The organism is Rubrivirga sp., from assembly GCF_965213695.1.
GTDB lineage: Bacteria > Bacteroidota > Rhodothermia > Rhodothermales > Rubricoccaceae > Rubrivirga.
The window spans coordinates 164,031-183,452 of record NZ_OZ243912.1 but is presented as its reverse complement, the minus strand read 5'-3'; the positions used below and the strand labels follow the sequence as shown (position 1 = coordinate 183,452).

24 protein-coding genes and 1 pseudogene are annotated in these 19,422 nt (G+C 71.6%); 8 read left to right on the top strand and 17 right to left on the bottom strand.

Features of this window, described 5'->3' with window-relative positions; genetic code table 11:
• Positions 1–431: 431 nt before the first annotated feature.
• On the top strand, positions 432–1,037 hold the full coding sequence (locus ACOOHE_RS00830; protein WP_420455907.1) for a hypothetical protein: 606 nt from the start codon (positions 432–434) through the stop codon (positions 1,035–1,037).
• A 7-nt stretch (positions 1,038–1,044) separates the two neighbouring features.
• Here the strand turns inward: ACOOHE_RS00830 and ACOOHE_RS00825 are convergent, their stop codons facing one another.
• Both ACOOHE_RS00825 and ACOOHE_RS00820 read right to left on the bottom strand, forming a co-directional pair.
• The gene (locus ACOOHE_RS00825) at positions 1,045–1,317 is read right to left on the bottom strand and encodes a hypothetical protein (protein WP_420455906.1); all 273 of its coding nucleotides are present in this window, start codon (positions 1,315–1,317) and stop codon (positions 1,045–1,047) included.
• 77 nt (positions 1,318–1,394) lie between these two features.
• Positions 1,395–1,502 (bottom strand): annotated as a pseudogene (locus tag ACOOHE_RS00820) (class I SAM-dependent methyltransferase); the annotation flags it as partial.
• Here ACOOHE_RS00820 and ACOOHE_RS00815 point away from each other — a divergent pair.
• Both ACOOHE_RS00815 and ACOOHE_RS00810 read left to right on the top strand, forming a co-directional pair.
• The gene (locus ACOOHE_RS00815; protein WP_420455905.1) at positions 1,452–1,757 is read left to right on the top strand and encodes a hypothetical protein; all 306 of its coding nucleotides are present in this window, start codon (positions 1,452–1,454) and stop codon (positions 1,755–1,757) included. The pseudogene ACOOHE_RS00820 and the gene ACOOHE_RS00815 overlap by 51 nt on opposite strands.
• Positions 1,735–1,953 (top strand): dodecin family protein, encoded by a 219-nt coding sequence (locus tag ACOOHE_RS00810; protein WP_420455904.1) that lies wholly within the window; start codon positions 1,735–1,737, stop codon positions 1,951–1,953. The genes ACOOHE_RS00815 and ACOOHE_RS00810 overlap by 23 nt, the downstream gene beginning before the upstream one ends.
• Before the next feature lie 213 nt (positions 1,954–2,166).
• Here ACOOHE_RS00810 and ACOOHE_RS00805 read toward each other — a convergent pair whose 3' ends face one another.
• The 8 genes from ACOOHE_RS00805 to glyA all read right to left on the bottom strand — a co-directional run bounded on the left by ACOOHE_RS00805 (position 2,167) and on the right by glyA (position 9,455).
• Entirely contained in the window at positions 2,167–2,394 is a 228-nt protein-coding gene (locus tag ACOOHE_RS00805) for a hypothetical protein (RefSeq protein ID WP_420455903.1), read from the bottom strand.
• Between the two features lie 34 nt (positions 2,395–2,428).
• A complete protein-coding gene (locus tag ACOOHE_RS00800; RefSeq protein WP_420455902.1) occupies positions 2,429–3,241 on the bottom strand; it encodes a TSUP family transporter in 813 nt (270 codons plus the stop codon).
• A gap of 253 nt (positions 3,242–3,494) precedes the next feature.
• On the bottom strand, positions 3,495–5,114 hold the full coding sequence (locus tag ACOOHE_RS00795) for a S41 family peptidase (protein WP_420455901.1): 1,620 nt from the start codon (positions 5,112–5,114) through the stop codon (positions 3,495–3,497).
• A 57-nt stretch (positions 5,115–5,171) separates the two neighbouring features.
• A complete protein-coding gene (locus ACOOHE_RS00790; RefSeq protein WP_420455900.1) occupies positions 5,172–5,624 on the bottom strand; it encodes a hypothetical protein in 453 nt (150 codons plus the stop codon).
• A gap of 155 nt (positions 5,625–5,779) precedes the next feature.
• On the bottom strand, positions 5,780–6,088 hold the full coding sequence (locus ACOOHE_RS00785) for a putative quinol monooxygenase (RefSeq protein WP_420457643.1): 309 nt from the start codon (positions 6,086–6,088) through the stop codon (positions 5,780–5,782).
• Positions 6,089–6,131: 43 nt separating this feature from the next.
• On the bottom strand, positions 6,132–6,959 hold the full coding sequence (gene tatC, locus ACOOHE_RS00780; RefSeq protein ID WP_420455899.1) for a twin-arginine translocase subunit TatC: 828 nt from the start codon (positions 6,957–6,959) through the stop codon (positions 6,132–6,134).
• Positions 6,960–7,238: 279 nt separating this feature from the next.
• The gene (locus ACOOHE_RS00775; protein ID WP_420455898.1) at positions 7,239–7,847 is read right to left on the bottom strand and encodes an orotate phosphoribosyltransferase; all 609 of its coding nucleotides are present in this window, start codon (positions 7,845–7,847) and stop codon (positions 7,239–7,241) included.
• Between the two features lie 291 nt (positions 7,848–8,138).
• The gene (gene glyA / locus ACOOHE_RS00770) at positions 8,139–9,455 is read right to left on the bottom strand and encodes a serine hydroxymethyltransferase (protein WP_420455897.1); all 1,317 of its coding nucleotides are present in this window, start codon (positions 9,453–9,455) and stop codon (positions 8,139–8,141) included.
• A 64-nt stretch (positions 9,456–9,519) separates the two neighbouring features.
• Between glyA and ACOOHE_RS00765 the strand changes: the two genes are divergently transcribed.
• Together ACOOHE_RS00765 and ACOOHE_RS00760 are read left to right on the top strand one after the other, a co-directional pair.
• Positions 9,520–10,113 carry a Crp/Fnr family transcriptional regulator gene (locus tag ACOOHE_RS00765; protein ID WP_420455896.1) on the top strand — a complete coding sequence of 198 codons (594 nt, stop codon included), beginning with the start codon at positions 9,520–9,522 and terminating at the stop codon, positions 10,111–10,113.
• A 32-nt stretch (positions 10,114–10,145) separates the two neighbouring features.
• Positions 10,146–11,027: an NAD(P)-dependent oxidoreductase gene (locus tag ACOOHE_RS00760; protein WP_420457642.1), complete on the top strand. Its 882-nt coding sequence runs from the start codon at positions 10,146–10,148 to the stop codon at positions 11,025–11,027.
• Between the two features lie 126 nt (positions 11,028–11,153).
• On the opposite strand, the gene ACOOHE_RS00755 is transcribed toward ACOOHE_RS00760, so the two are convergent.
• The 6 genes from ACOOHE_RS00755 to ACOOHE_RS00730 all read right to left on the bottom strand — a co-directional run bounded on the left by ACOOHE_RS00755 (position 11,154) and on the right by ACOOHE_RS00730 (position 16,127).
• Positions 11,154–11,855 carry a hypothetical protein gene (locus ACOOHE_RS00755; RefSeq protein ID WP_420455895.1) on the bottom strand — a complete coding sequence of 234 codons (702 nt, stop codon included), beginning with the start codon at positions 11,853–11,855 and terminating at the stop codon, positions 11,154–11,156.
• A 292-nt stretch (positions 11,856–12,147) separates the two neighbouring features.
• A complete protein-coding gene (locus ACOOHE_RS00750; RefSeq protein WP_420455894.1) occupies positions 12,148–12,888 on the bottom strand; it encodes a DUF2071 domain-containing protein in 741 nt (246 codons plus the stop codon).
• A 221-nt stretch (positions 12,889–13,109) separates the two neighbouring features.
• Positions 13,110–14,522: a hypothetical protein gene (locus tag ACOOHE_RS00745; RefSeq protein ID WP_420455893.1), complete on the bottom strand. Its 1,413-nt coding sequence runs from the start codon at positions 14,520–14,522 to the stop codon at positions 13,110–13,112.
• 179 nt (positions 14,523–14,701) lie between these two features.
• A complete protein-coding gene (locus tag ACOOHE_RS00740) occupies positions 14,702–14,962 on the bottom strand; it encodes a hypothetical protein (protein ID WP_420455892.1) in 261 nt (86 codons plus the stop codon).
• Positions 14,963–15,058: 96 nt separating this feature from the next.
• A complete protein-coding gene (locus ACOOHE_RS00735; protein ID WP_420455891.1) occupies positions 15,059–15,394 on the bottom strand; it encodes a hypothetical protein in 336 nt (111 codons plus the stop codon).
• Between the two features lie 70 nt (positions 15,395–15,464).
• Positions 15,465–16,127, bottom strand: a complete 663-nt coding sequence (locus ACOOHE_RS00730) for a DUF4159 domain-containing protein (RefSeq protein WP_420455890.1) — start codon at positions 16,125–16,127, stop codon at positions 15,465–15,467.
• 34 nt (positions 16,128–16,161) lie between these two features.
• Here ACOOHE_RS00730 and ACOOHE_RS00725 point away from each other — a divergent pair, with 34 nt between their 5' ends.
• From ACOOHE_RS00725 to ACOOHE_RS00715, 3 genes are read left to right on the top strand one after another with little or no spacing between them, the layout of a single operon-like run.
• Complete coding sequence (locus tag ACOOHE_RS00725) at positions 16,162–17,211, top strand: DUF1028 domain-containing protein (protein WP_420455889.1); 1,050 nt, start codon at positions 16,162–16,164, stop codon at positions 17,209–17,211.
• A gap of 20 nt (positions 17,212–17,231) precedes the next feature.
• Positions 17,232–17,501, top strand: a complete 270-nt coding sequence (locus tag ACOOHE_RS00720; protein WP_420455888.1) for a hypothetical protein — start codon at positions 17,232–17,234, stop codon at positions 17,499–17,501.
• The gene (locus ACOOHE_RS00715; RefSeq protein ID WP_420455887.1) at positions 17,498–17,929 is read left to right on the top strand and encodes a hypothetical protein; all 432 of its coding nucleotides are present in this window, start codon (positions 17,498–17,500) and stop codon (positions 17,927–17,929) included. Before ACOOHE_RS00720 ends, ACOOHE_RS00715 begins: the two co-directional genes overlap by 4 nt.
• Before the next feature lie 48 nt (positions 17,930–17,977).
• On the opposite strand, the gene ACOOHE_RS00710 is transcribed toward ACOOHE_RS00715, so the two are convergent.
• Entirely contained in the window at positions 17,978–19,396 is a 1,419-nt protein-coding gene (locus tag ACOOHE_RS00710; RefSeq protein WP_420455886.1) for a P1 family peptidase, read from the bottom strand.
• Between the last annotated feature and the right edge of the window lie 26 nt (positions 19,397–19,422).

Here is a 19,422-nt window from a genome sequence, read left to right as displayed (position 1 = left end):
GGTCAACCCCAGGGCCGGAGGGAGAGTCTCTCTCCACCCCCCTCACACCGTCATTCCCGCGTACGCGGGAATCCATGCGCCCCTCGTGTCCGGCGAGCGGCCCCGTATGGGTCCCCACCTTCGCGGGGATGACTGTCGTTTTGCGTAGGAATATGACTCGCGCCCGAGAACTTAGCGGCCCTGCTCGGTGGGAGGGGGCGGGGTGAGGGGCCACCCGAGTTTGGCGTGAGGTCCGGCCTCTCACCGGGCCTCTCCCATGGGGAGATCGCGGTAGCCCGGATCGGGACGTTCTCTCCGGAGGCCGTCGCCCGGGTGGAGCAGGCGTCGCGCACGCCGTCTGCGGAGCTCGCCCGCGCGTCCGAGGACGCGCCGATCAGTCCGTAGCGCACGCCGACGCGGCGGTACCATGGGATCCCGCCTCCGCCCCTGCCGTGCCCCGTTTCTGCCTGCTCGCGTTTGCCCTGGCCCTCGCCGCGTGCGGCGACGCCTCGACCGACGGCCCCTCGGAGAAGCCCGAGCCCTCGGCCCGGTCGGCGTCGGAGGTGGCCCCCGGGGCGGCCGTCCGGGGGGACGACGGCCCCGCCGGGGCGCTCCCGGCCGAGGTCGTCCGCGAGTGGGCGGGGCGGCCGGTCGTCCGCGAGGACGGGGCCAACTTCCTGCTCCAGCCGTCGGTGCAGCCGGCGCTGAAGGAGGCGTTCTCGGTCGAGTCCGAACTGGTGGCCGCGCTCGCCGCGCTCGGCGAGACGCCGGCCTACACCGCGTCGACGGTCGAGTCGGTCGGCGACGCGCTCGCCGTCACCTTGCGCCCGGACCCCGACCTCACCGACGACGACCGGACGGTCTGGCTCTTGATCGACACCGACTCGGGCGAGGCGTACGCGCTGCTGAAGGGGAGCGGCTTCGCGTTCTACCGCGCCTCGTTCGGCGCCCGCGTCGCCGACCTCTCGCCCCAGGCCGTCACCTGGGTCGAGCGCCAGTCGGGCGAGCCGTTCGGCCAGATCGCCGCGTCGGCGGAGGACCCGATCTTGGTCCAGTAGCGCCGCGTCAGCGCGTGGCGACGCCCGCGATGTGGGGCGAGACGATGGCGAGATCCGCACGGAACGGCTCGATCTGGAGGTCCAAGAACCCGGCCGCGCGGAGTCGGCGCTCGGTGTCTTGGTCGGGCCGGCACCCGTCGGCGACCCACCCCCACGGGCGGCGGACGACACGCTGGAGCACGCGCAGCGCTGTGCCCTCGCGCGCGGCCACGTGCTCGACGAACACGAACCGGCCGCCGGGCCGGAGCGCGCGCCGGACCTCCGCGAGCGATTCGGCCACACCAGACACGGAGCACAGGACGAGCGTGCTACGACGGCGTCAGCCTCGCGGTCCTCGACCGGCAACTGCTCGGCGGTGCCCGTGCGGAGGTCGAGGTCGAGCCGATTCGTTTCGGCCGCTTTCCGAATGCGGTCGTGGAAGTGAACGTTGGGCTCGACCACGATCCACCGGGACTCGGCCGGCAGGAAGACCGCGTTGAGCCCGGTGCCGGCCCCGATCTCGACGACGACGGGCGGCGCGCCGTCGCGGCCCTCGATCTGGCCGAACAGCCGCCGCTTGCGGTCGGCGTAGAGGCGGTGCTGCGTGCCGTCGGCGTGGCCGAGGGACCAGGCGAACAGGCGCGACCGGAGCCCACGCCGGACCTCCGGGGCCGGACCCGGCGTTGGACCGTCCCCTTCTTCACCACCCCCCATTCCCATGGCTATCGCAAAGATCATTGAAGTGTCCGCCGTCTCGGACAAGAGCTTCGACGACGCCGTCAAGCAGGCGTACAAGGAAGTCTCGCAGACGGTCCGCGGCGTCCAGAGCGTCTACGTCGAGGACTTCATCTACGAGCCCGGCGAGGCCGAGGCCGGCAACTTCCGCGTCCACTGCAAGGTGACGTTCACCGTCCAGAACAAGGGCGACATGAGCTAGGGCGTGTGGACATTCGCGAGGTCAGGCTCGCACGAGGTCACGATTTCGGCCTCGCAAGGAGCGCGAGGAGTCCGGGGCCGTAGCCCCGGACGACGAGAGCGACGCGGTGAGGGCGGGATCTGGCCCGTGAGAGCCGATCTGGGTGATTGTCCACACGCCCTAGGCTCGGCGTCCGTCTCGCTCGCCCCGTCGGCCTCGGCTGGCGGGGCTTTTTTATGGCGCCTCGGAGGAGTCGGGTTGGAGCGTCGCTTCTGGGGCGAGGCCGGGGTCGGGCGCCACGTCAGGCTCGGGCGCCACGTCGGGCGTCGGCGCGAGGTCGGCGTCCGGGGCGAGGTCGCCGTCGGATTGGACGGGGTCGGTCCCGTCGAGGGTGGGACCGGGCGGATCGGCGTCGGCGCAGCCGGCCAGAGCGAGCGCGGCGATCAGCAAGACGACACGCATGGTGCTGAGGGCGAGAGGGCCCCGTAGACCCCGGCTACACCAGCGCGTTCCACAGCAGCCGCGCGGCGACGACGGCCGCGAACGCGGCGAAGCTCAGCCGGACCGCGCGGACGTCGATCCGGTGGGCCGTCGATACGCCCAGCCGGGCCGTCACGACGGCCGGCAGTGCCAGCGCTGCCGCGCCGCGCCAGTCGACGTAGCCGAGCGCGCCCTCGGGTACGGCCGCGCCCCACCCCAGTACGGTGTACGTCGCCACGCCGACGGCCGTGATGACGGTGATGGCCGCCGTCGACGTCCCCGCCGCCACCCGCATCGGCAGGCGGACGAGCCCGCTGAACGCCGGCACCATCACGACGCCTCCGCCGACGCCGGCCAGCGCGGCGATCACGCCGGCCCCGAGTCCCGTCGCCGCCAGCGGGAGCGGCCCGGTCCGCGCACCGGCCGTCGACAGCGTGTCCGCCCGGTCCTTCTTGAGCAGCATCCGCACGACGACGACGACGAGCAGCACGCCCAGAATCAGTTGGAACGCCTGCTTGTCGTACCACGGCTCGGTCGTCACGAACCGGCCGACGAGCACGACGGCGACGGCCGCGACGGCTCCGACCACGAGCGCCGTCCGCCGGTCGATGGCGCCGGCGCGGGCCTGGGCGACGGTCCCCGAGGCGCTCGCGGCGAACGTGCAGAGCAGGCTCGACCCCAGCGTCAGCGGCGTCAGAATCGGGTCTTCGATGCCGGCGGCCTGGAATACAAAAAACAAGACGGGCCCGAAGATGATGCCCCCGCCCACACCGACCAGCCCGGCCACGAACCCGCCGACGGCGCCGGCCACGAGGAGGAGGAAGACCATGCGGCGCTGAAGGGAGGCCCGCGCCTACGCACCCGCGCCCGCATCGGTCCGAGCACCGGCGGATCGCCGGCCACGGCGCGGCGCGATGCGGCTCATCGGCCGCCCGCGATGACGAGGCCCCTCACCCTGTCCCTCTCCCACTGGGAGAGGGGACTTCGTAGGCGGGCTAGGCGGAAACCGGAGGGTGTCGCGGAGACTCAGCGACTCGGCGCCTGGCACTCGTAGGGACACGGTTCATCCTGTCCGCTGGCGACTACCGGCCGAGCGCGCGGGCGTAGGCCGCCGGGTCGAGCAGCAGCCGGCGGGCCTCGGCCACAGCCGCATCTTCGGAAAGCGCGGCGACCGTCTGCGCCTGCTGGCCGACGTAGCGCGACAGGATCTCCTGGCGCAAGAGCGCCCGCAAGCGCTCGGCGTGGCGGTCGAAGTCGCGGTCCTTCTCGCGGCCGACGGCCTGGCGGAGGTCGGCGAGGGCGTCTTGGGCGCCAGCGTAGCCGGCCTCGTCGAGGTCCTCGGCGAGCGCGTCGGTGGTCCGCTCGGCGTCGGTGCGGTAGTCGACGCCCTCGGCCTCGACGAACTGGCGGAAGCGGCCGAACAGCGCGTCGTCGACGCGGAAGCTGGCCGGCAAGTCGGGCGTCTCGGCGGCGAACCGGTTGGCGAACCGCAGGAACGCGGCCGAGCGGACGAGCGCCCGCTCGAGCTCGCTCTCCTCCCCTAGCGACACGGCCACGTCCGGCTCGATCCCGACGCCGCTCCGCACAGCCCGTCCGCCCGTCGTCGTGAACGCTTGCCCCGGCCCGGCCTCGGTCGCCTCGACGCCCTGGGCGTACGTCAGCCGCTGGATCTCGCGGCCCGACGGCGTCGTGTAGCGGCTCACGGTCAGCTTAAGCGCCGTCCCGTACGGCATCGGCCGGATGACCTGAACGAGCCCCTTCCCAAACGTCGTCTCGCCGACGACGACGGCGCGGTCGTGGTCCTGGAGCGCGCCCGCGACGATCTCGCTCGCCGACGCGCTCACCGCGTCCACGAGCACGGCGACGGGGAGGTCGGGCAGCGTCGGCGCCTCCTGGGTGCGGTACGTCTGGTCGGTCCCGACGGCGCGGCCCCGCGTCTGGGTGACGAGCGTCCCCTGGGGCAGGAACTGGCCGCTGAGGGCGACGGCCTGGTCGAGCAGCCCGCCCGGGTTGCCGCGGAGGTCGAGCACGAGGGCCCGCAGCTCGCCCTCAGCCCGGAGCGCCGCGGCGGCCCGGGCCACCTGGCCGGCCGCGTCCTGCATGAACCGCCCCAACCGCACGTAGCCGACGCCCTCGGCCGAATCGCCGAGGAAGCCGGAATACGTGACCTCGGTGTCGGGGTCGCCGGCGCGGACCAGGACGAACCGGAGCGGGTCGGCAGTGCCCTCGCGCGTGACCTCGACGGGGACGCTCGACCCGGGCTCGCCGCGGAGCAGCGCGTTCGCTCGCTGGGCCGAGAGGTCCGTGGCCGGCTGTCCACCGAGGGTGACGACGGCGTCGCCGGGCCGGAGCCCCTGCCGCTCGGCATCCGACCCGTCCAAGACCGACACGACGACGAGCCGCCCGCCGCGCTCGGCCACCACGACGCCCACGCCGCCGACGTCGCCGCCCTGCTGGAGCCGGCTCGCGGCGGCCGTCGCCTCGTCGTAGTAGACCGTGTACGGATCGAGCGCGCCGGTCATCGCCCCGATCCCGCTCCGCATCAGCGACTCCGCGTCGATGGCGTCGACGTACTCGGACGTCAGGATCTCGTAGACGGCGCCGTAGAGCCCGAAGCTCTTGCGGATGGCGAAGTAGTCGACGTCCTGGGCCTGGGCGGCGGAGGCAACGAGGACGAGGGCGGCGAGAGCGAGACGGCGCATCGGGCGGGCGGAGCGGGGGCCGCAGGCTAACGCCGCCGCCCGGCCCTTCGCGCCCCGTTAGCGGCGGCGGTACTCGCGCAGCTCGCCGTCGACAGGCCGGTTGTCCAGGAAGAGTTGATCGCCAGTCACGCCGAACAGTTCGGCTCGCGAGTCGACGAACAGGTACGGGATCTCACTCTGCGTCCCGTCCCCGTACTCGACCGGCTCGACGCGGTACGCCACACGTCGGGCCGGGGCGCCGTCGCAGATCACCTCGGCCATCCCGTCCGCCTCGAACACGAGCCGCTCGGAGCGGCCGACCGCCGCCGCCGACCGCGTGCGGGTGCAGTCCTCGCCGATACACTCGCCCGAGGGCGTGACGGTCGCCAGCTCCCACGCGCCGACGAGCCGCGCCGGGTCCTGCGACAGGGCCGACACGTTGACCTCTTGCGGATCGAGCAGGCCGGCGCCGTCCGTGTCGCAGGCGGCAAGCGAGAGAACGACGGCGAGGCCGAAAACGAGACGGGGCATGGCGGTTCGGAGACGTGGGGCCGCAAGCTGGCGAGCGTCTGCGACGGCCGCAATCCCATCGGGCGTACCCGGGGCCGCCGACGTCGCCCCACCCGTTCTCTATCGACGGAGTCGTCGTGGTCTTGGCCGTCGTCTGAGGAGCGGCGAGTCAGGCGCTACGAGCCGGCACCTGCCAACCCGTGCCCGCCCACCGGTTCCGTCTCGAACCGCTCGCCGAACCCCGCGATCATCGGGCGGCCCTTCGAGATGGCCTCGCGAACTGACGGAAGGGAGAGCGACGCCTCGTGGGCCTCCTTGCTTTCCCAGACCTCCGAAACCCATAGCGCGTCTTCGTCCTCTAGGTCGCGGGCGACGACGTAGCTCAGGCACCCCGGCATCCCGGAGACGCCGCCGAGAAGGACGGCGATCAGCTCATCCCTCTTTCCAGGAGTGGCGAGCATCTTCCCGATCAGGCCGTACGTCATCGCGCTGGTTCTGGAGTGGTGGAACCTGCTGGTCGTCGCCAAGCTACTCGTTTCCGGCCGCCGCTCGCGCCGCCTCCTTCACCTCACGCGCCGCCTCGGCCGTCTCCTCCCGAATCCGACGGCGCTCGACGACGCGCGTGAGCAGGATCGACAGCTCGTAGAGGCCCATCAGCGGGATGGCCATCAGGAGCATCGTGTACGGGTCCGGCGGCGTGACGAAGGCCGAGATGATGAGGACCACCACGAGCGCGTAGCGCCGGCCCGCACGGAGCAGCTCTTCGGTCAGGATGCCGACCTTCGAGAGCACCACCACGACGACGGGCAGCTCGAACAGGAGCCCCGCTCCGAACGACCACGTGAGCAACATCGAGAAGTACTTCGAGATGTCGAACTCGTTGAGAATCGTGTCCGAGATCTGGAACTGGGCGAAAAACTGGAGCGCGATCGGCGCGATGATGAGGTAGCCGAACGAGATGCCGAGCGCGAAGAAGAACGCGGCGAACACGGCCGCGAACCGGAGCCCCTTCCGCTCCTCGGGGTACAGCCCGGGCTCGATGAACCGCCACGCCTGGTACACCACCGCCGGCGACGCGATCACCACGCCGGCCGCGATGACGGTGCCAAAAAAGGCGAAAAACTGGCCCGTCACGGTCCGGTTCTGGAGCACGATGTCGATGGCGTCGAGCCGGAGCACGTCGTACATGAAGAACGACGCCCGCGTCGGCCCGAGCAGCAGGCCGTCCATGATCCAGTCCGTAAAGAACAGGCACGCGCCGACGCACAGCAGGACGGCGCCGAGCGCCTTCAGGATGCGCCAGCGGAGCTCCTCGAGGTGGTCGAGGAACGGCATCTCGCCCGGGCCCGGCGCCATGTGCTCGGGGACCGACGACGCGGGAGTCGCCGGCGGGGGCGGCGGTGGCGTCTGGTCGAGGCGGATGGGGTCCGCTGCGCCATCGCCCTGGGAGCCGGCCGCCTTTTGCGACCGTGAGCGCCAGACGTCCATGCGGGTGAACAGTGAGGGGGAAAGGGTGAAGGGTTTCGAGGCCCCGTCGCGTCCCACTCGGGGTGGGGCTCCACGACCTCCTCAACGTACGGGACTGTCGATGGGCTCCATGACAGACCGCCCATCACCCATAACCCCTCACGCGCTCTAGACCGTGTCGCCGGAGGCCGTCGCCGAGCGGGCGCTCTCGCGGAGGTTGAGCTCCAGGAGCGACTCGACCCACAGGCCCTCGGCCTCGAGCCGGGCCCGGCCGCCGCTCCAGGTAAAGTTGAAGAGCGTCACGACGCCGGCCACCTCGAACCCGTCGCTCCGGAGCAGCGACGCCGCCCGCGCGGCGCTCCGGCCGCTGTTCAGGATGTCGTCCATCAGGGCGACCGGCTTCGAGCGGTCGAGCGGGCCCTCCACCAAGCGGCGCCGGCCGTACGCCTTCCGCCGCTCGCGGATGAACCCGCCGCGGAACGGCCGCTCGGCGGTCCCGTGCGGCAACACGGCCGTCACGAGTGGGAACGCGCCGTAGCCGAACCCGGCCACCTGGTCGATCCCCCGCGCGCGGAGCCGCTCGGCGAGCACGGCGCCGGCCTCGGCGAACACGTCGCCGTCGAGCATCGGCGTCCGCGTGTCCAGGAGCCAGCCGATGGGCTGCCCGCGCGGGTCGGTGATGGACTCGTCCTCGCGCCGGACCAGCGCCCGCTGGTAGAGCGTGTGCCCCAGCTTCGCCAGGGCCGACTCGGGGACGGTGCTGTGGTCGTTGGGCATGGAGGCGACGGCGGGCCACGACGGACGCGGCGCGGGGCGGGAAACATACGGAGGCGCGACCGGCAAGCGGCGTGCCGTTCGGGAGGACGGGCGGACACGCGGCGAGGTTGCGACGCTCGCGGCCACGGCGCGCTCGGCACAACGCCCGCGAGCGGCCAGTCGCATACGGAACGCCGAACGGTCACACGCTGCGGAGCGCCCATCGTCCAGAACTACGCCTCGCGGTGGGGAGGAATCTCCCCAGATCGGCGGTCGTCCCGCCGAGCCGCCACCCCGCCGAGGCGTCGGTCCCTACGCCCCGACCGGCTCGGCGCCGAGCGACGCCACGTCGTACAACGGGAACGCCTCGCACAGCTCGCGGACCTCGCCGCGCACGACCTCGGCGTCGGCGCCCCGGCTGGCGATCACGCGGTCCATCAGCGCGACGACCGTGCGGAACTCGTCGGTGCCGAACCCGCGCGTGGTCATGGCCGGCGCGCCGACGCGGATGCCCGACGTCACGAACGGGCTCTCGGGGTCGCCCGGGACCATGTTCTTGTTGACCGTGATGGCCGCGTCGCCCAGCCACGCCTCGGCCTCCTTCCCGGTGCACTTGCCACGGAGGTCGATGAGCGCGAGGTGGTTGTCCGTTCCACCCGACACCACGTCGTAGCCCCGCTCGACGAACGCCTGCGCCATCGCCTGCGCGTTCTGGATCGTCTGGCGCTGGTAGTCCACGAACTCGGGCCGCAACGCCTCGCCGAAGGCGACCGCCTTCGCCGCGATGACGTGCATGAGCGGCCCGCCAATCGTGCCGGGGAACATGGCCGAGTCGAGCACCTGCCCCGTCGACTTCGTCGCGCCGGACCGGAACGTCTCGCCCGTCGGGCTCGGCCCGTCGGTGCCGACCAGGATCATGCCGCCGCGCGGGCCCCGCAGCGTCTTGTGCGTCGTCGTCGAGACGACGTGGGCGTGGGGGAGCGGGTCGTTCAGGAGGTCGGCCGCGATGAGCCCGGCCGTGTGCGCCATGTCGACCCACAGGATCGCGCCGACCTCGTCGGCGATGGCCCGCATGGCGGCGTAGTCGAAGTCGCGGCTGTAGGCGCTCGCGCCGACCGACAGCATCCGGGGCCGAACCTCCTGGGCCTTGGCGCGGAGCTTGTCGATGTCGATCCGCCCGGCGTTCTCTCCGTCCTGCTCGACCCCGTAGAAGTGGGCGTCGTAGAGCTTGCCCGAGAAGTTGACCGGCGACCCGTGCGTCAAGTGGCCGCCATGCGCGAGGTCGAGCCCGAGCAGCCGGTCGCCGGGGTCCATGAACGCGAGGTAGATGGCGCTGTTGGCCGTCGCGCCGGAGTGCGGCTGGACGTTGACCCAGTCGGCGCCGAACAGCTCTCGGGCGCGGTCGATGGCCAGCGCCTCCGCCTCGTCGACGACCTCGCAGCCCCCGTAGTAGCGCTTGCCGGGAAGGCCCTCGGCGTACTTGTTGGTGAGCGGGCTGCCCATTGCCTGGAGCACGGCCGGGCTCACGAAGTTCTCCGACGCGATGAGCTCGAGCCCGTCGTTCTGGCGCTCGACCTCGCGGCGGACGATGTCGAAGATGGCGGGGTCGGAGTCCTGGAGGGCGGTCATGGCGTCGGGCGGGGACGGTGCCGGAAAGCTACCGCCGCACGGCGGTGGCCTCTACCTTGGCGGCATGGATTCGGCACGCTCCGCACTCGTCCGCGCCGCCCGCGCGTGGGCTCCGCTCGACGAGGCCCAGGCCGACCGGCTGGCGGAGGCGTTCGGAGAGCGGACGGCCGAGGCTGGCACTCCGGTGGCCCTGCCGGGCTCGGAGGCCCACGAGGTCCTCTTCGTCACCGACGGCCTGCTCCGGTTCTACTACCCCGGCGCCGACGGGAAGGAGTCGAACAAGGCGTTCGTGGGCGAGGGCGAGTTCGCGGGCGCGCTCGCGGCGGCGGGCCTGGGCGTCCCCATCGCCTATGGCATCGAGGCGCTCGAACCGACGCGCTACCTCGCGGCGCCTTACGCGCGGTGGACGGCGCTCCTCAATGGCGAGCCGGCGCTCGAACGGTTGGGCCGCAAGCTGGCTGAGCACTTGCTGATGCGGAAGGAGCTCCGCGCACGCAGCTTCCTCTTGCACGACGCCTCCGAGCGCTACCGCGCCTTGGTCGACGCTCGGCCAGACCTCGTCCAGCGCGTGTCGCAGTACCACCTCGCGAGCTACCTCGGCGTCACCGACGTCCACCTCTCGCGCGTGCGGCGCGGGCTCGTTCTGAACAAAGGCTAAGGCGGCGAGGGGGGAGAGGGCCGGACCCTGAGATCTCACCCGCCTCCTCTGCCATGTCTTCCGTTTCCGTTCTCGGCCTCGGCGCGATGGGCTCGCGCATCGCCGCCCGCCTGCTCGACGCCGGCCATTCCGTCACTGTCTGGAACCGCTCGCCCGAACCGGCCGACGCGCTCGCTCGCCGCGGTGCCACCGTCGCCGACTCCCCACGAGCCGCCGCCCACACGTCCGACGCCGTCCTGTCCATCGTCCGCGACGACGACGCCTCGCGCGAGGTGTGGGCGTCGGCGCTCGACGGGCTCCGGCCCAGAGCGCTCGCCGTCGAGATGAGCACCGTCACGCCCGACCGGGCCCGCCAGCTCGCCGCCGACGTGGCCGAGCGCGGCGGCCGATTCGTGGACGCGCCCGTCGTCGGGACCCGGCCCCACGCCGAGGCCGGAACGCTGGCCGTGCTCGCGGGCGGCGACGCCGCCGACGTGGACGCGCTCCGCCCGGTCGCGGAGGCGTTCGCGGGTGCCGTCCACCACGTCGGCCCGGCGGGCGCGGGGATGGCGATGAAGCTGGCCGTCAACGCGATGCTGGCCGTCCAGGCCGCGGCCCTCGGCGAGCTGCTGGCGGCGCTCGACGCCGAAGGCATCGACCCGGCCGACGCCGCGTCGACGCTGGCCGCCATGCCCACCGCGAGCCCGGCCGCCGCGCGTCTCGGCACGCTGATGGCCGAGGGCGCGACCTCGCCCAACTTCCCGATCTCGCTCGTCGCCAAGGACGCCGCCTACGCCCGGTCACTCTCGGACGCCGCCGGGCTCTCCGGCCACGTCCTCGCGGCCACCGCCCGCGCGTTCGCCGACGCGGAGCGCGCCGGGCTAGGTGCCCTCGACATCGTGGGAGTCGCCCGGCTCTACGCGACCTCCGAATAGCAGACGAGCGTTCGGCCGCCTTGGACTGCGGGCACCGCGGTAAGGAAGGGCGACGCAAGTGTCCACCTCAGCCGAAAACGCGGACGCCCCCCACCGTCCTGCGCAGCGGGCTCTGCTTCGGCCGGGCTACGCGGCCGGAGCCAAGACGACGTCGAACACGCCCCGTCGGTACGTGCCGCCAGCGAGCCGGACCTCTTCGAGCGCGATCACGAGCGGGTCTGGGAGCGGCTCGTTCGCGTTGTTCGCGTCGCCCTCGAAGTAAAGCTGGGTCACGAGGGTCTCGTACCCCGGCGCCCGAACGATGTGGTGGACGTGGGCCGGGCGGCCGTCGTAGTGGCCGGGGTAGACCGTCTCGTACTCGAACGCCCCCGCCTCGTCGGCCACGACCCTCGCACGGAGCCGAATGGCCCCGCCGTCGGCCTCGTACTGGCCTCGGACGTCGGCCTGCCACACGTCGAGGACGGCCCCGGGGAGTGGCCGGCGCGCGTCGTGCCCCCACACCCGGCCCGTGACGACGAGGAGCGCGCCCGGCTCCATCGGCGGCGTCACCTTGCCCCGGTAGGGCGAGCCCTCGCGGTAGAACGGGCCGAGTTGGTCCGGCTCCGTCACGGCCCACCCGTTCGAGGGACCGCCGTCCGGGCGGAGGCTCGCCGTCCGCGCCTGCCCGGGGACCGGGTCGTCAAGGACGTGCCGGTGCTTGTCGAGCGTCCCGGACGCTGGAGTCGGCTCGGCGTCGGCCCGGAGGATGAAGACGCCCGTACCGGCAACCCCGGCGGCGAGGCCGGCGGACGACCACTGAAGGAAGCGGCGGCGGGAGAGGTCGCTCACGGGGTGGCCCGAACCAGGCAGCGGGTGCGGACGGTAGCGCGGTGGCGCCACCTCGTCCAAGTGAAATCGTAGGAGCTGCCGAACAGTTGGACGCTCAGCCGCGAAGGGCTCAGGGCGGAGCGGAGCGCAGGATAGCCTCCCGGAGCGACGACGCTGACGCCCTTCGTCGCCTTGCAGCGGCGGGCTCTACGGCGCTGGTGTACGAACCGGGATGAGTGGTGACAGATCAGACCGGCTTGGTGGGTGACAGACCCGTTCACTCCGGCATGGCTCTCCCCTACAACTGCGATGCTCATGCATCCGCTTCGTCGCAAGCGCACAGCGGCGACCGTCCGTGCCACTCATGCTCAATCCCCCGCATCAGCAGCGCGCAGTCGAACTCGGTCGTGCCATTGGGAAACCGATCCTTGTCGTCGAAGAAGCTCGACGCCACCTCCTCTATTGCCAGAGGCTCGACATGCCAGTTCAAACACCGGAGCTCGAGTCCGTCATACCGGCCCGGCTCCGCTGTGGCGGAGTAGCCGAGCGAGCCGCGCTCGAAGAACGATGAGGCCGCGCCGACCGAGTCGAATATGGAGGAGTCCGAAATGCTGTCAGCAACACGACCGACGACGCGGAGGCTTGTGCGACCGTCATCGCTTCGGAGCGAGACGGCGTAGCAGCCATCCTCCTCCTCAACCTCAAACGTAGCGTGGTGGTGGATGCCAGGGAATACGCGCCCGCCCACGAGCGAATTCAGGTGCGAGGAGGTGTCACGGCGGGGAATGTATACGCCCTCACGTCGTGTGCTGCCCTCGGTCCAATCCACCGCGATCCGATGCGCGGCGTTTTCGGACCCGATGCCCACCTCGAAAGGGATGAACTGCGGACGGATGTGCTTGAGCCGGATGAGGCAGATCCCGCCAACCCCGAACCCACCGACGAGCTTCGGCTCGAACGGCGCCGGCAGCATAGCCGCGAGCGCGTCCGGGTCAACGCGGTAGTTGACGAGGATGCGCCGGTCAATGACACCTCGGACGGAGGGGATCTTCATTTGCGGGTGGCTCGGCTAGCCCCATAACAGGTGGCCGCTCAACCGCGAAGGGCTGAGGGCACGGTGGTGGAGCGAAGCGAAAGTAGCGCCGACGCCCGGACGAGCCGAGAGCGCTGACGCCCTTCATAGGCTTGCAGCGGCGGGTTATACGGCCATGGCAAGACTTGTCAATATGCACGGACGGAACGCCGCACGTTTTCGTGCATGACGGAGGTGTGGCGTCAGGGTGAACCGTCGAAACTAAGGGACTGTACGGCGACGATGTACACCGACCACGGCCCCCCACGGTCGCTCGAGAACACGAGTGAGCGCCCGTCAGGCGTGAAGCTCGGGAAGCTCTCGTTGGCCGCCGAGCTCACCCCTGCGTCGATCCGGCGAGCGGCGCCCCACCCGTCCGGCGTCCGCTCGGCCACGTACAGGTCCTCCTGCCCGGCCCCGTCCGCCGCGCCGGAACGCTGGAAGACGAGGTACCGCCCGTCTGGCGAGACGGCCGGGGCGGACTCGAAGGCGGCCGTGTTGATCGTCGGCCCAAGTGGGACTGGCCGCCCGAACAGGGTCCCGCGTGCGGGCGCGATGAACAAGTCGGCGTCAGCGGCATCGCGGAGGGCCGACCAGAAGATCAGGCTGCCGTCCGGGAGGAGCGCCCCCGCGAACTCGCTGCCAACGGGCCAGCCGTCACCGCTCGGACGTGGGCGGTTGATCGCGCGGGGCAGGGCGACGGGCTCGGACCACCCGCCCACCGTCCGCTCGGCCGTCCACACGTTGTCGGAGAGGTCGGCTTGCCGGTCTCGCATTGACCGGCGCGACGCGAACACGACACGTCGCCCGTCGGCGCTGATGGCGAGTTCCTCCTCAACGTCGGTCGAGAACGGTGCGAGCACGGGCTCGCCCCACCGCCCGCTCTCGTAGGTGGAGACGTAGATCTGCTGCACTCCGCCTGGCGGGCGGCGCGTCAGGAACGCCTCGCGGCCTTCGGGCGCGAAGACGGGGCGGAACTCCTCGGCGTTGGTCGAGAGCACACCGGGGGCCAAAAGGCACGGTGTGAGGCACGGCACGGGCGAGTTCACGTTCCACGTTGCGGCGACGCTCTCAGCGCGTCCCTCGGCGTACGTGACCTCGCGCTCGACGCGGCCGTCGTCGGCCCACCAGCGCCATATGCCGACTCGGTTTCCCTGCTTGTCGTATATGCCCTCGAACGCCTTGCGCCCGTTCGAGTGCCAGCCCTCTGATGGTCCGACCGGCGTGTCGCGCCGGTAGACGGTCCGGTCGCGGACGACGCCGCTCTCGTGGAAGTAGAACCACGCACCTTCGCCCGGACCCTCGGGGTGCCACTCGGCGAGATAGCGCACGGTCCCACTTTCGTACCACTCCGTCCACAAGCCCGCCGCGCGGCCGTCCTCTACGGAGCGCAGGAGTTTGAGCCGCCCGTTCGGCCAGCGGTCCCGGACGACGCCGGTGTACGACGCGCCCGTTGCGCGGAGCGTCGCTCGGCCGTTGACCTCGTCGAGCGCGTCTGAGGTGACCGTGTCAGGCAGCGCAGGCGAGAGCACCCGGCGGATCTCTGGGGCCTGTGCCTGCGCCGCGAGCGGAACCGTCCCCAATAGGGCCAGCAAGAGCAGTCGCGACGTTGACATGGTTGTTGTAGAGTTGTTGTAGAGCAGCAAGCTCACACCTGCAATGTGCGAGGCCGTATAACAGGTTGTGGCTCAGCCGCACGGGGCTGAGGGCACGGTGGGCTGGCGGAAGCTATGGAAGCAACGGAGTTCGGAGCGGCCAAGAACGCTGAAGCCCTGTGTCGGCCTGCAGCCGCGGGTTACACCGCGCCAGCGACTACGTTGACGATGAGACTTGCCAAGACGACGTACACGAGAAACGCCGCCACCAATCCGAAAGCCGCCAGAGCTATGGCCGAGTTGGAAGACCTCGCGCCCGGCTCCGGCTCGTAGAGACGGCCCTTGGCCCGGTTCGCCAAAATGGCGAAGGGGACCGCGATCAGTACGAGAGGCCACGACCACAATGAGGCAGCGAAGAGAGAGGAGACGAACCCAAACACGCCGACGTAGAACCAGAGCATCGTGCGCCAGTGGTGCTCAAGGAGTTCGCCGGCGGAGACGGTTCTCGGAGGTTCCAAGTAGTGCAGAGGGCTGCGAGCGCGGTGTAACCACCCGTTCTACCGCCCGTCGCCGGGCTGCTCGAGCGGCGTGAACCACCCCGCGATGCCGAGGTAAGTCCACTCGCCGCCCGGGATGCGCCCGTTGAGGTCGGCCGTGTAAACGCTGGCGACGTAGTAGTCCTCGCGCTCGAACTGGTCGCTGGCCAGGCTCCCCGCGCGCCGGCCGAGGCGGTCCGCCAGGAAGTCCGTCACGCCGTTCTCCGCGTCCCCGCTCGCGCGCTTGGCCGCCTCCGTCGTGAGGAACTCGCGGAACGCCTCGGGCCCCGGGTTCAGGACATACAGGAGTCCCGCCGTGAGGAGGAGGCCGACGAACAGGACACGTCCGGGAGTCATGCGGAGGTCGGTGGGAGAGCGCCCTAAGCTAGCCCACCGCCCCCGACCGACCGTTCACCCCGGGCCGTCGTCACTGCACGACGCCCTGCGTCATGGCGTAGACCAGCAGGTTGACGCCCATCCGCAACGCGGCTTGGCGCACCTCCGGCGGGTCCGGGTGGACGCCCGCCGGCTCCCACCCGTCGCCGAGGTCGCTCTCCGCCGCGTAGAACACGACGAGCCGCCCCTCGTGGAACAGCCCGTAGCCGACGGCCGGCTCGCCGTCGTGCTCGTGGATCTTGGGCAACCCGGCCGGGAAGGCGTAGTGGGCGTGGTAGACGGGGTGGCTCGCCGGCAGCGGCTGGAGTGCCTGCTCGGGGAACACCTTCTGGAGCTCGCGGCGGACCGCTTGGTCCAGCCCGTAGTCGTCGTTGACGATCAAGAAGCCGCCCCCTTCGAGGTAGCGCCGGAGCCGGCCGGCCTCGGCCTCGGTGAACGCGACGTTGCCGTGCCCGTTGAGGTAGAGGATGGGGACCGTGAACAGCCGGTCGCTCGTCAGCTCGACCGTGATCGGCTCCGGGGCGAGGTCGAGGAGCGAGTGCTCCCGAGCGAACGCGATCAGCGTCGGGAGCGGGTCGCCCGAGTACCAGTCGCCGCCGCCGCCGTACTGGACGCGCGCGATCTGGACCTCGCCCTGGGCCGAGGCGGCGGCGCCGAAAACGAGGGAGAGCAAGAGCAGACGCAAGGCAGCCATGGCGCTAGAATACGGGGGCACACACGCGACGCCGATGCGAACGCTCCGCTCCGCCCTCTTGGTCTCCACCGTCCTCGGCCTGACCGCCTGCGCGCCTGACCCGCCGGCCACGAACGCGGCCGGCGACCCGCTCGTGTCGACGTTCTCCATCGTCGCCGTCGACACGACGACGGGCGAGATGGGCGTGGCCGTCCAGAGCAAGTTCCCCAACGTCCGCGGGATCGTGCCGTGGGCCGAGGCCGGCGTCGGCGCCGTCGCCACGCAGTCGTTCGCGCGGCTCGACTACGGCCGGAAGGGGTTGGCGCTGATGCGGCTCGGCGCGACGGCTCCCGAAGCACTGGCGATCCTGATTCGGGAGGACCCCGCGCCCGAGACGCGCCAGGTCGGGCTCGTCGACGCGCACGGCAACGCGGCGTCGTGGACCGGCGCGGAGGCGTTCGAGTGGCGCGGCGGGCTCGTCGGCCAGGCCGATGGGTCGACGCGAGCCGCCGGGCCGGGCGTGGTCGTGACCGGGCGCGGCTTCACGGCCCAAGGCAACATCCTGGTGTCGCAAGCGACGGTCGAGGCCATGGCGCGGACGTTCGAGGCCACATCCGGCGCGCTCGGCGACCGGCTGCTGGCGGCACTGCTCGCGGGCGGAGCCGCCGGCGGCGACAAGCGGGGCGAGCAGTCGGCGGCGCTGCTCGTCGTCAAGCCCGGCGCGGGCTACGACGGCGACGACCGGATCGTCGACATCTCGGTCTACGACCACCCGACGCCGCTCGCCGAACTCGAACGGCTCTACACGCTCAACGACCTTTACTTTACCGACTCCGACCCGGCCGACTTGGTCCCGGTCACGTCGGCCATCGCCCGCGAGCTGCAAGAAATCTGGACCACGCGCGGCTTCTACGACGGCCCGGCCGACGGCGTCGTCGACGCCGAGTTCCAGCAGATCCTGACCGACTACATGGGCTGGGAGAACTACGACTTGCGCATCGACGAGGTGTCGAGTGTCGACCTCGCGGCCGGCGAGACGCTGGTGATCGACCGCGAGGTGCTCGAAGACATCCGCGAGGTGTTCGCCGAGGGGCGCTACCGATGAGCTTTCAGTTCCCCGGGTCCATGCCCGACCCCGCCCGCCACGCCCGGCTCGCGCAGCTCAGCCCGACCGACGCCGCCCGCGCCTTGCTCGAAGGCGACTTCACCATCGGCGACGAGCCCCCGCTCTTCTTCGCGATCCGCCGCGACGAGCGCGTCACGCTCGACGACGACGGCATCATGGACGTGTTCATGGACGTCCTCGACGAGTTCGGGGATGAGGACGGATTCCCGAGCGACCACGTCGACCCCGAGGCGTTCCTCGACCGGCTCGCCGCCGCCAGCCGGCCGTGACGCCCGCCCGCCTCGTGCTCTGCGGGTTGATCGCCGCGGCCGGGTGCGCGTCGGCGCCCGCCAGCGGCCTCGATCACGCGGAGGCCGGCCGGCTGCTGTCGGAGCTCGACCTGTCGTCGTTCCGCAACTCGACCGGCCCCCGACGCGAGCCGTCGCAGCGGACGCTCGCGGACCTGGGCGTCGCGGTCACCCAGGCGGGCGGCGACCGAGCCGAGGCCCGGTCCGACTCGTGGCTCTACGCGCTCACCGTCCTCGCGCGCAGCGACGCCAACGGCGACGGGGAGCCGGACGTGTCGCTCTGCTTCGAGGACCGCGCGCTCAACAGCGGGTCGTACGACACCCGGACAGCCCTCCTCGTCCAGCGCGTCGGCGGGCGGTGGGTCGCCCTCCGGTTCGAGCCGACGGCCGAATGCCCCGACGCGCTCTGAAGAACGGGGCCGCCGATGCGTAGGACCAAGCGTCGGCACGAGACGTGGTCATCTGCCGACCCGTTCGAGAGTGTCCACGACCTCGTCCGCGTCCAGGAGCCGGACGCCGCCCGGCGTCGGGTCGAGGTCCAGGTCCGTCCCCAGCACGCGCCACCGGCCGTCCGCGAGCCGGACGATGCGGCGCCGCGACGCGCCGATCTCCAGGGAGAGGCGGTCACCGTCGAGCGCCACGCGCGCTTCGGCAATCGGCCCCTCCCCGCGGTAGTGGCCCACCAGCGGTCGCATCGCGTCCGTCTCCACGGCGACCGCGCGCGGCAGGCTCGACGGCTCGACCCAGCGGCCGTACCGGCGCAGAACCTCTTGCAGCCGGTCGTGCGGGAGCGCGTGCGCCGTGAGCCCGTCACGGCCGGTCATCGTCTCGGCGGCGACCATCGCGTTCAGGATCGCCTCCTCGGTCGCGCCGACGGTCGCCTCGAACAGGTCGTTCATCTCGTCGTTCGGCAGCGCCGCCAGCGACGCCGTTGGCCGCTCGGCCCAGGCGCCCGGGTTGCCGGTCGAGAAGGCGACGAAGATGTCGCCGGAGCCGTTCGAGCCGACCCCGCCCATCCGGCCAATGGCGAGCGGGACGCGCTCGGCCAGCCGCTGGAGCTGCGGCGGCAACAAGGGCGCGTCGGTCGCCACGACGACGATGATCGAGCCGCGCGCGATCGCGTCCCAGTTGGGCCTCAGGTCCGTGATCTCCTGGCCGACGGGCACGCCGGCGACATGGAAGCGGTCGCGCCCGCCGTAGTTGGCCTGGACTAGGACACCGAGGGTGTGGCCGCTCCCCGTCAGCCGGGAGGCCGTGCCGATGCCGCCCTTGAACCCGTGCGCGATCATGCCCGTCCCCCCGCCGACGTTGCCCTCGGCGACCGGCCCGGGCGCGGCGGCGTCGAGCGCGTCGAAGGCGTGGCGCCGCGTGACGTGCTGGCCCAGGATGTCGTTGAGCACATCGTAGGTCTCGGCCACCAGCGGGTACGTGTACCACAGGCCGCCTGCCGGGTCGGCGTTGATCCCAGTCGAGTCCATCCACGCGACCACGGCGTCCCGGACGACGCCCACGCTGAACGTGTTGGTGATCGCGATGGGCGTCTCGAGGTAGCCCGACTCCTCGATCCAGTGGACGCCCGTCATCTCGCCGTTCCCGTTGAGCGCGTACGTCGCCGCCATCACCGGGTCGAAGGTGCGGCCTCGCGGCAGGATCGCCGTCACGCCCGTGCGGACGGGGCCCTCGCCCTTGACCAGCGGGCCGTCGCCCCGGATGAGGGTCGTGTGGCCGACCTCGACGCCGGGCACGTCGGTGATGGCGTTGAGCGGGCCCGGGATGCCGTCGAACGGGATGCCGAGGTCGCGGGCGCGCACGTCCTGTCCGCTGGCAGATGGGGCGAGGGCGACCAGCAGGGCGGCGAGGAGTGGAAAGAGGCGCATCGGGACGGAGAGAGGGTGCTCTGAGA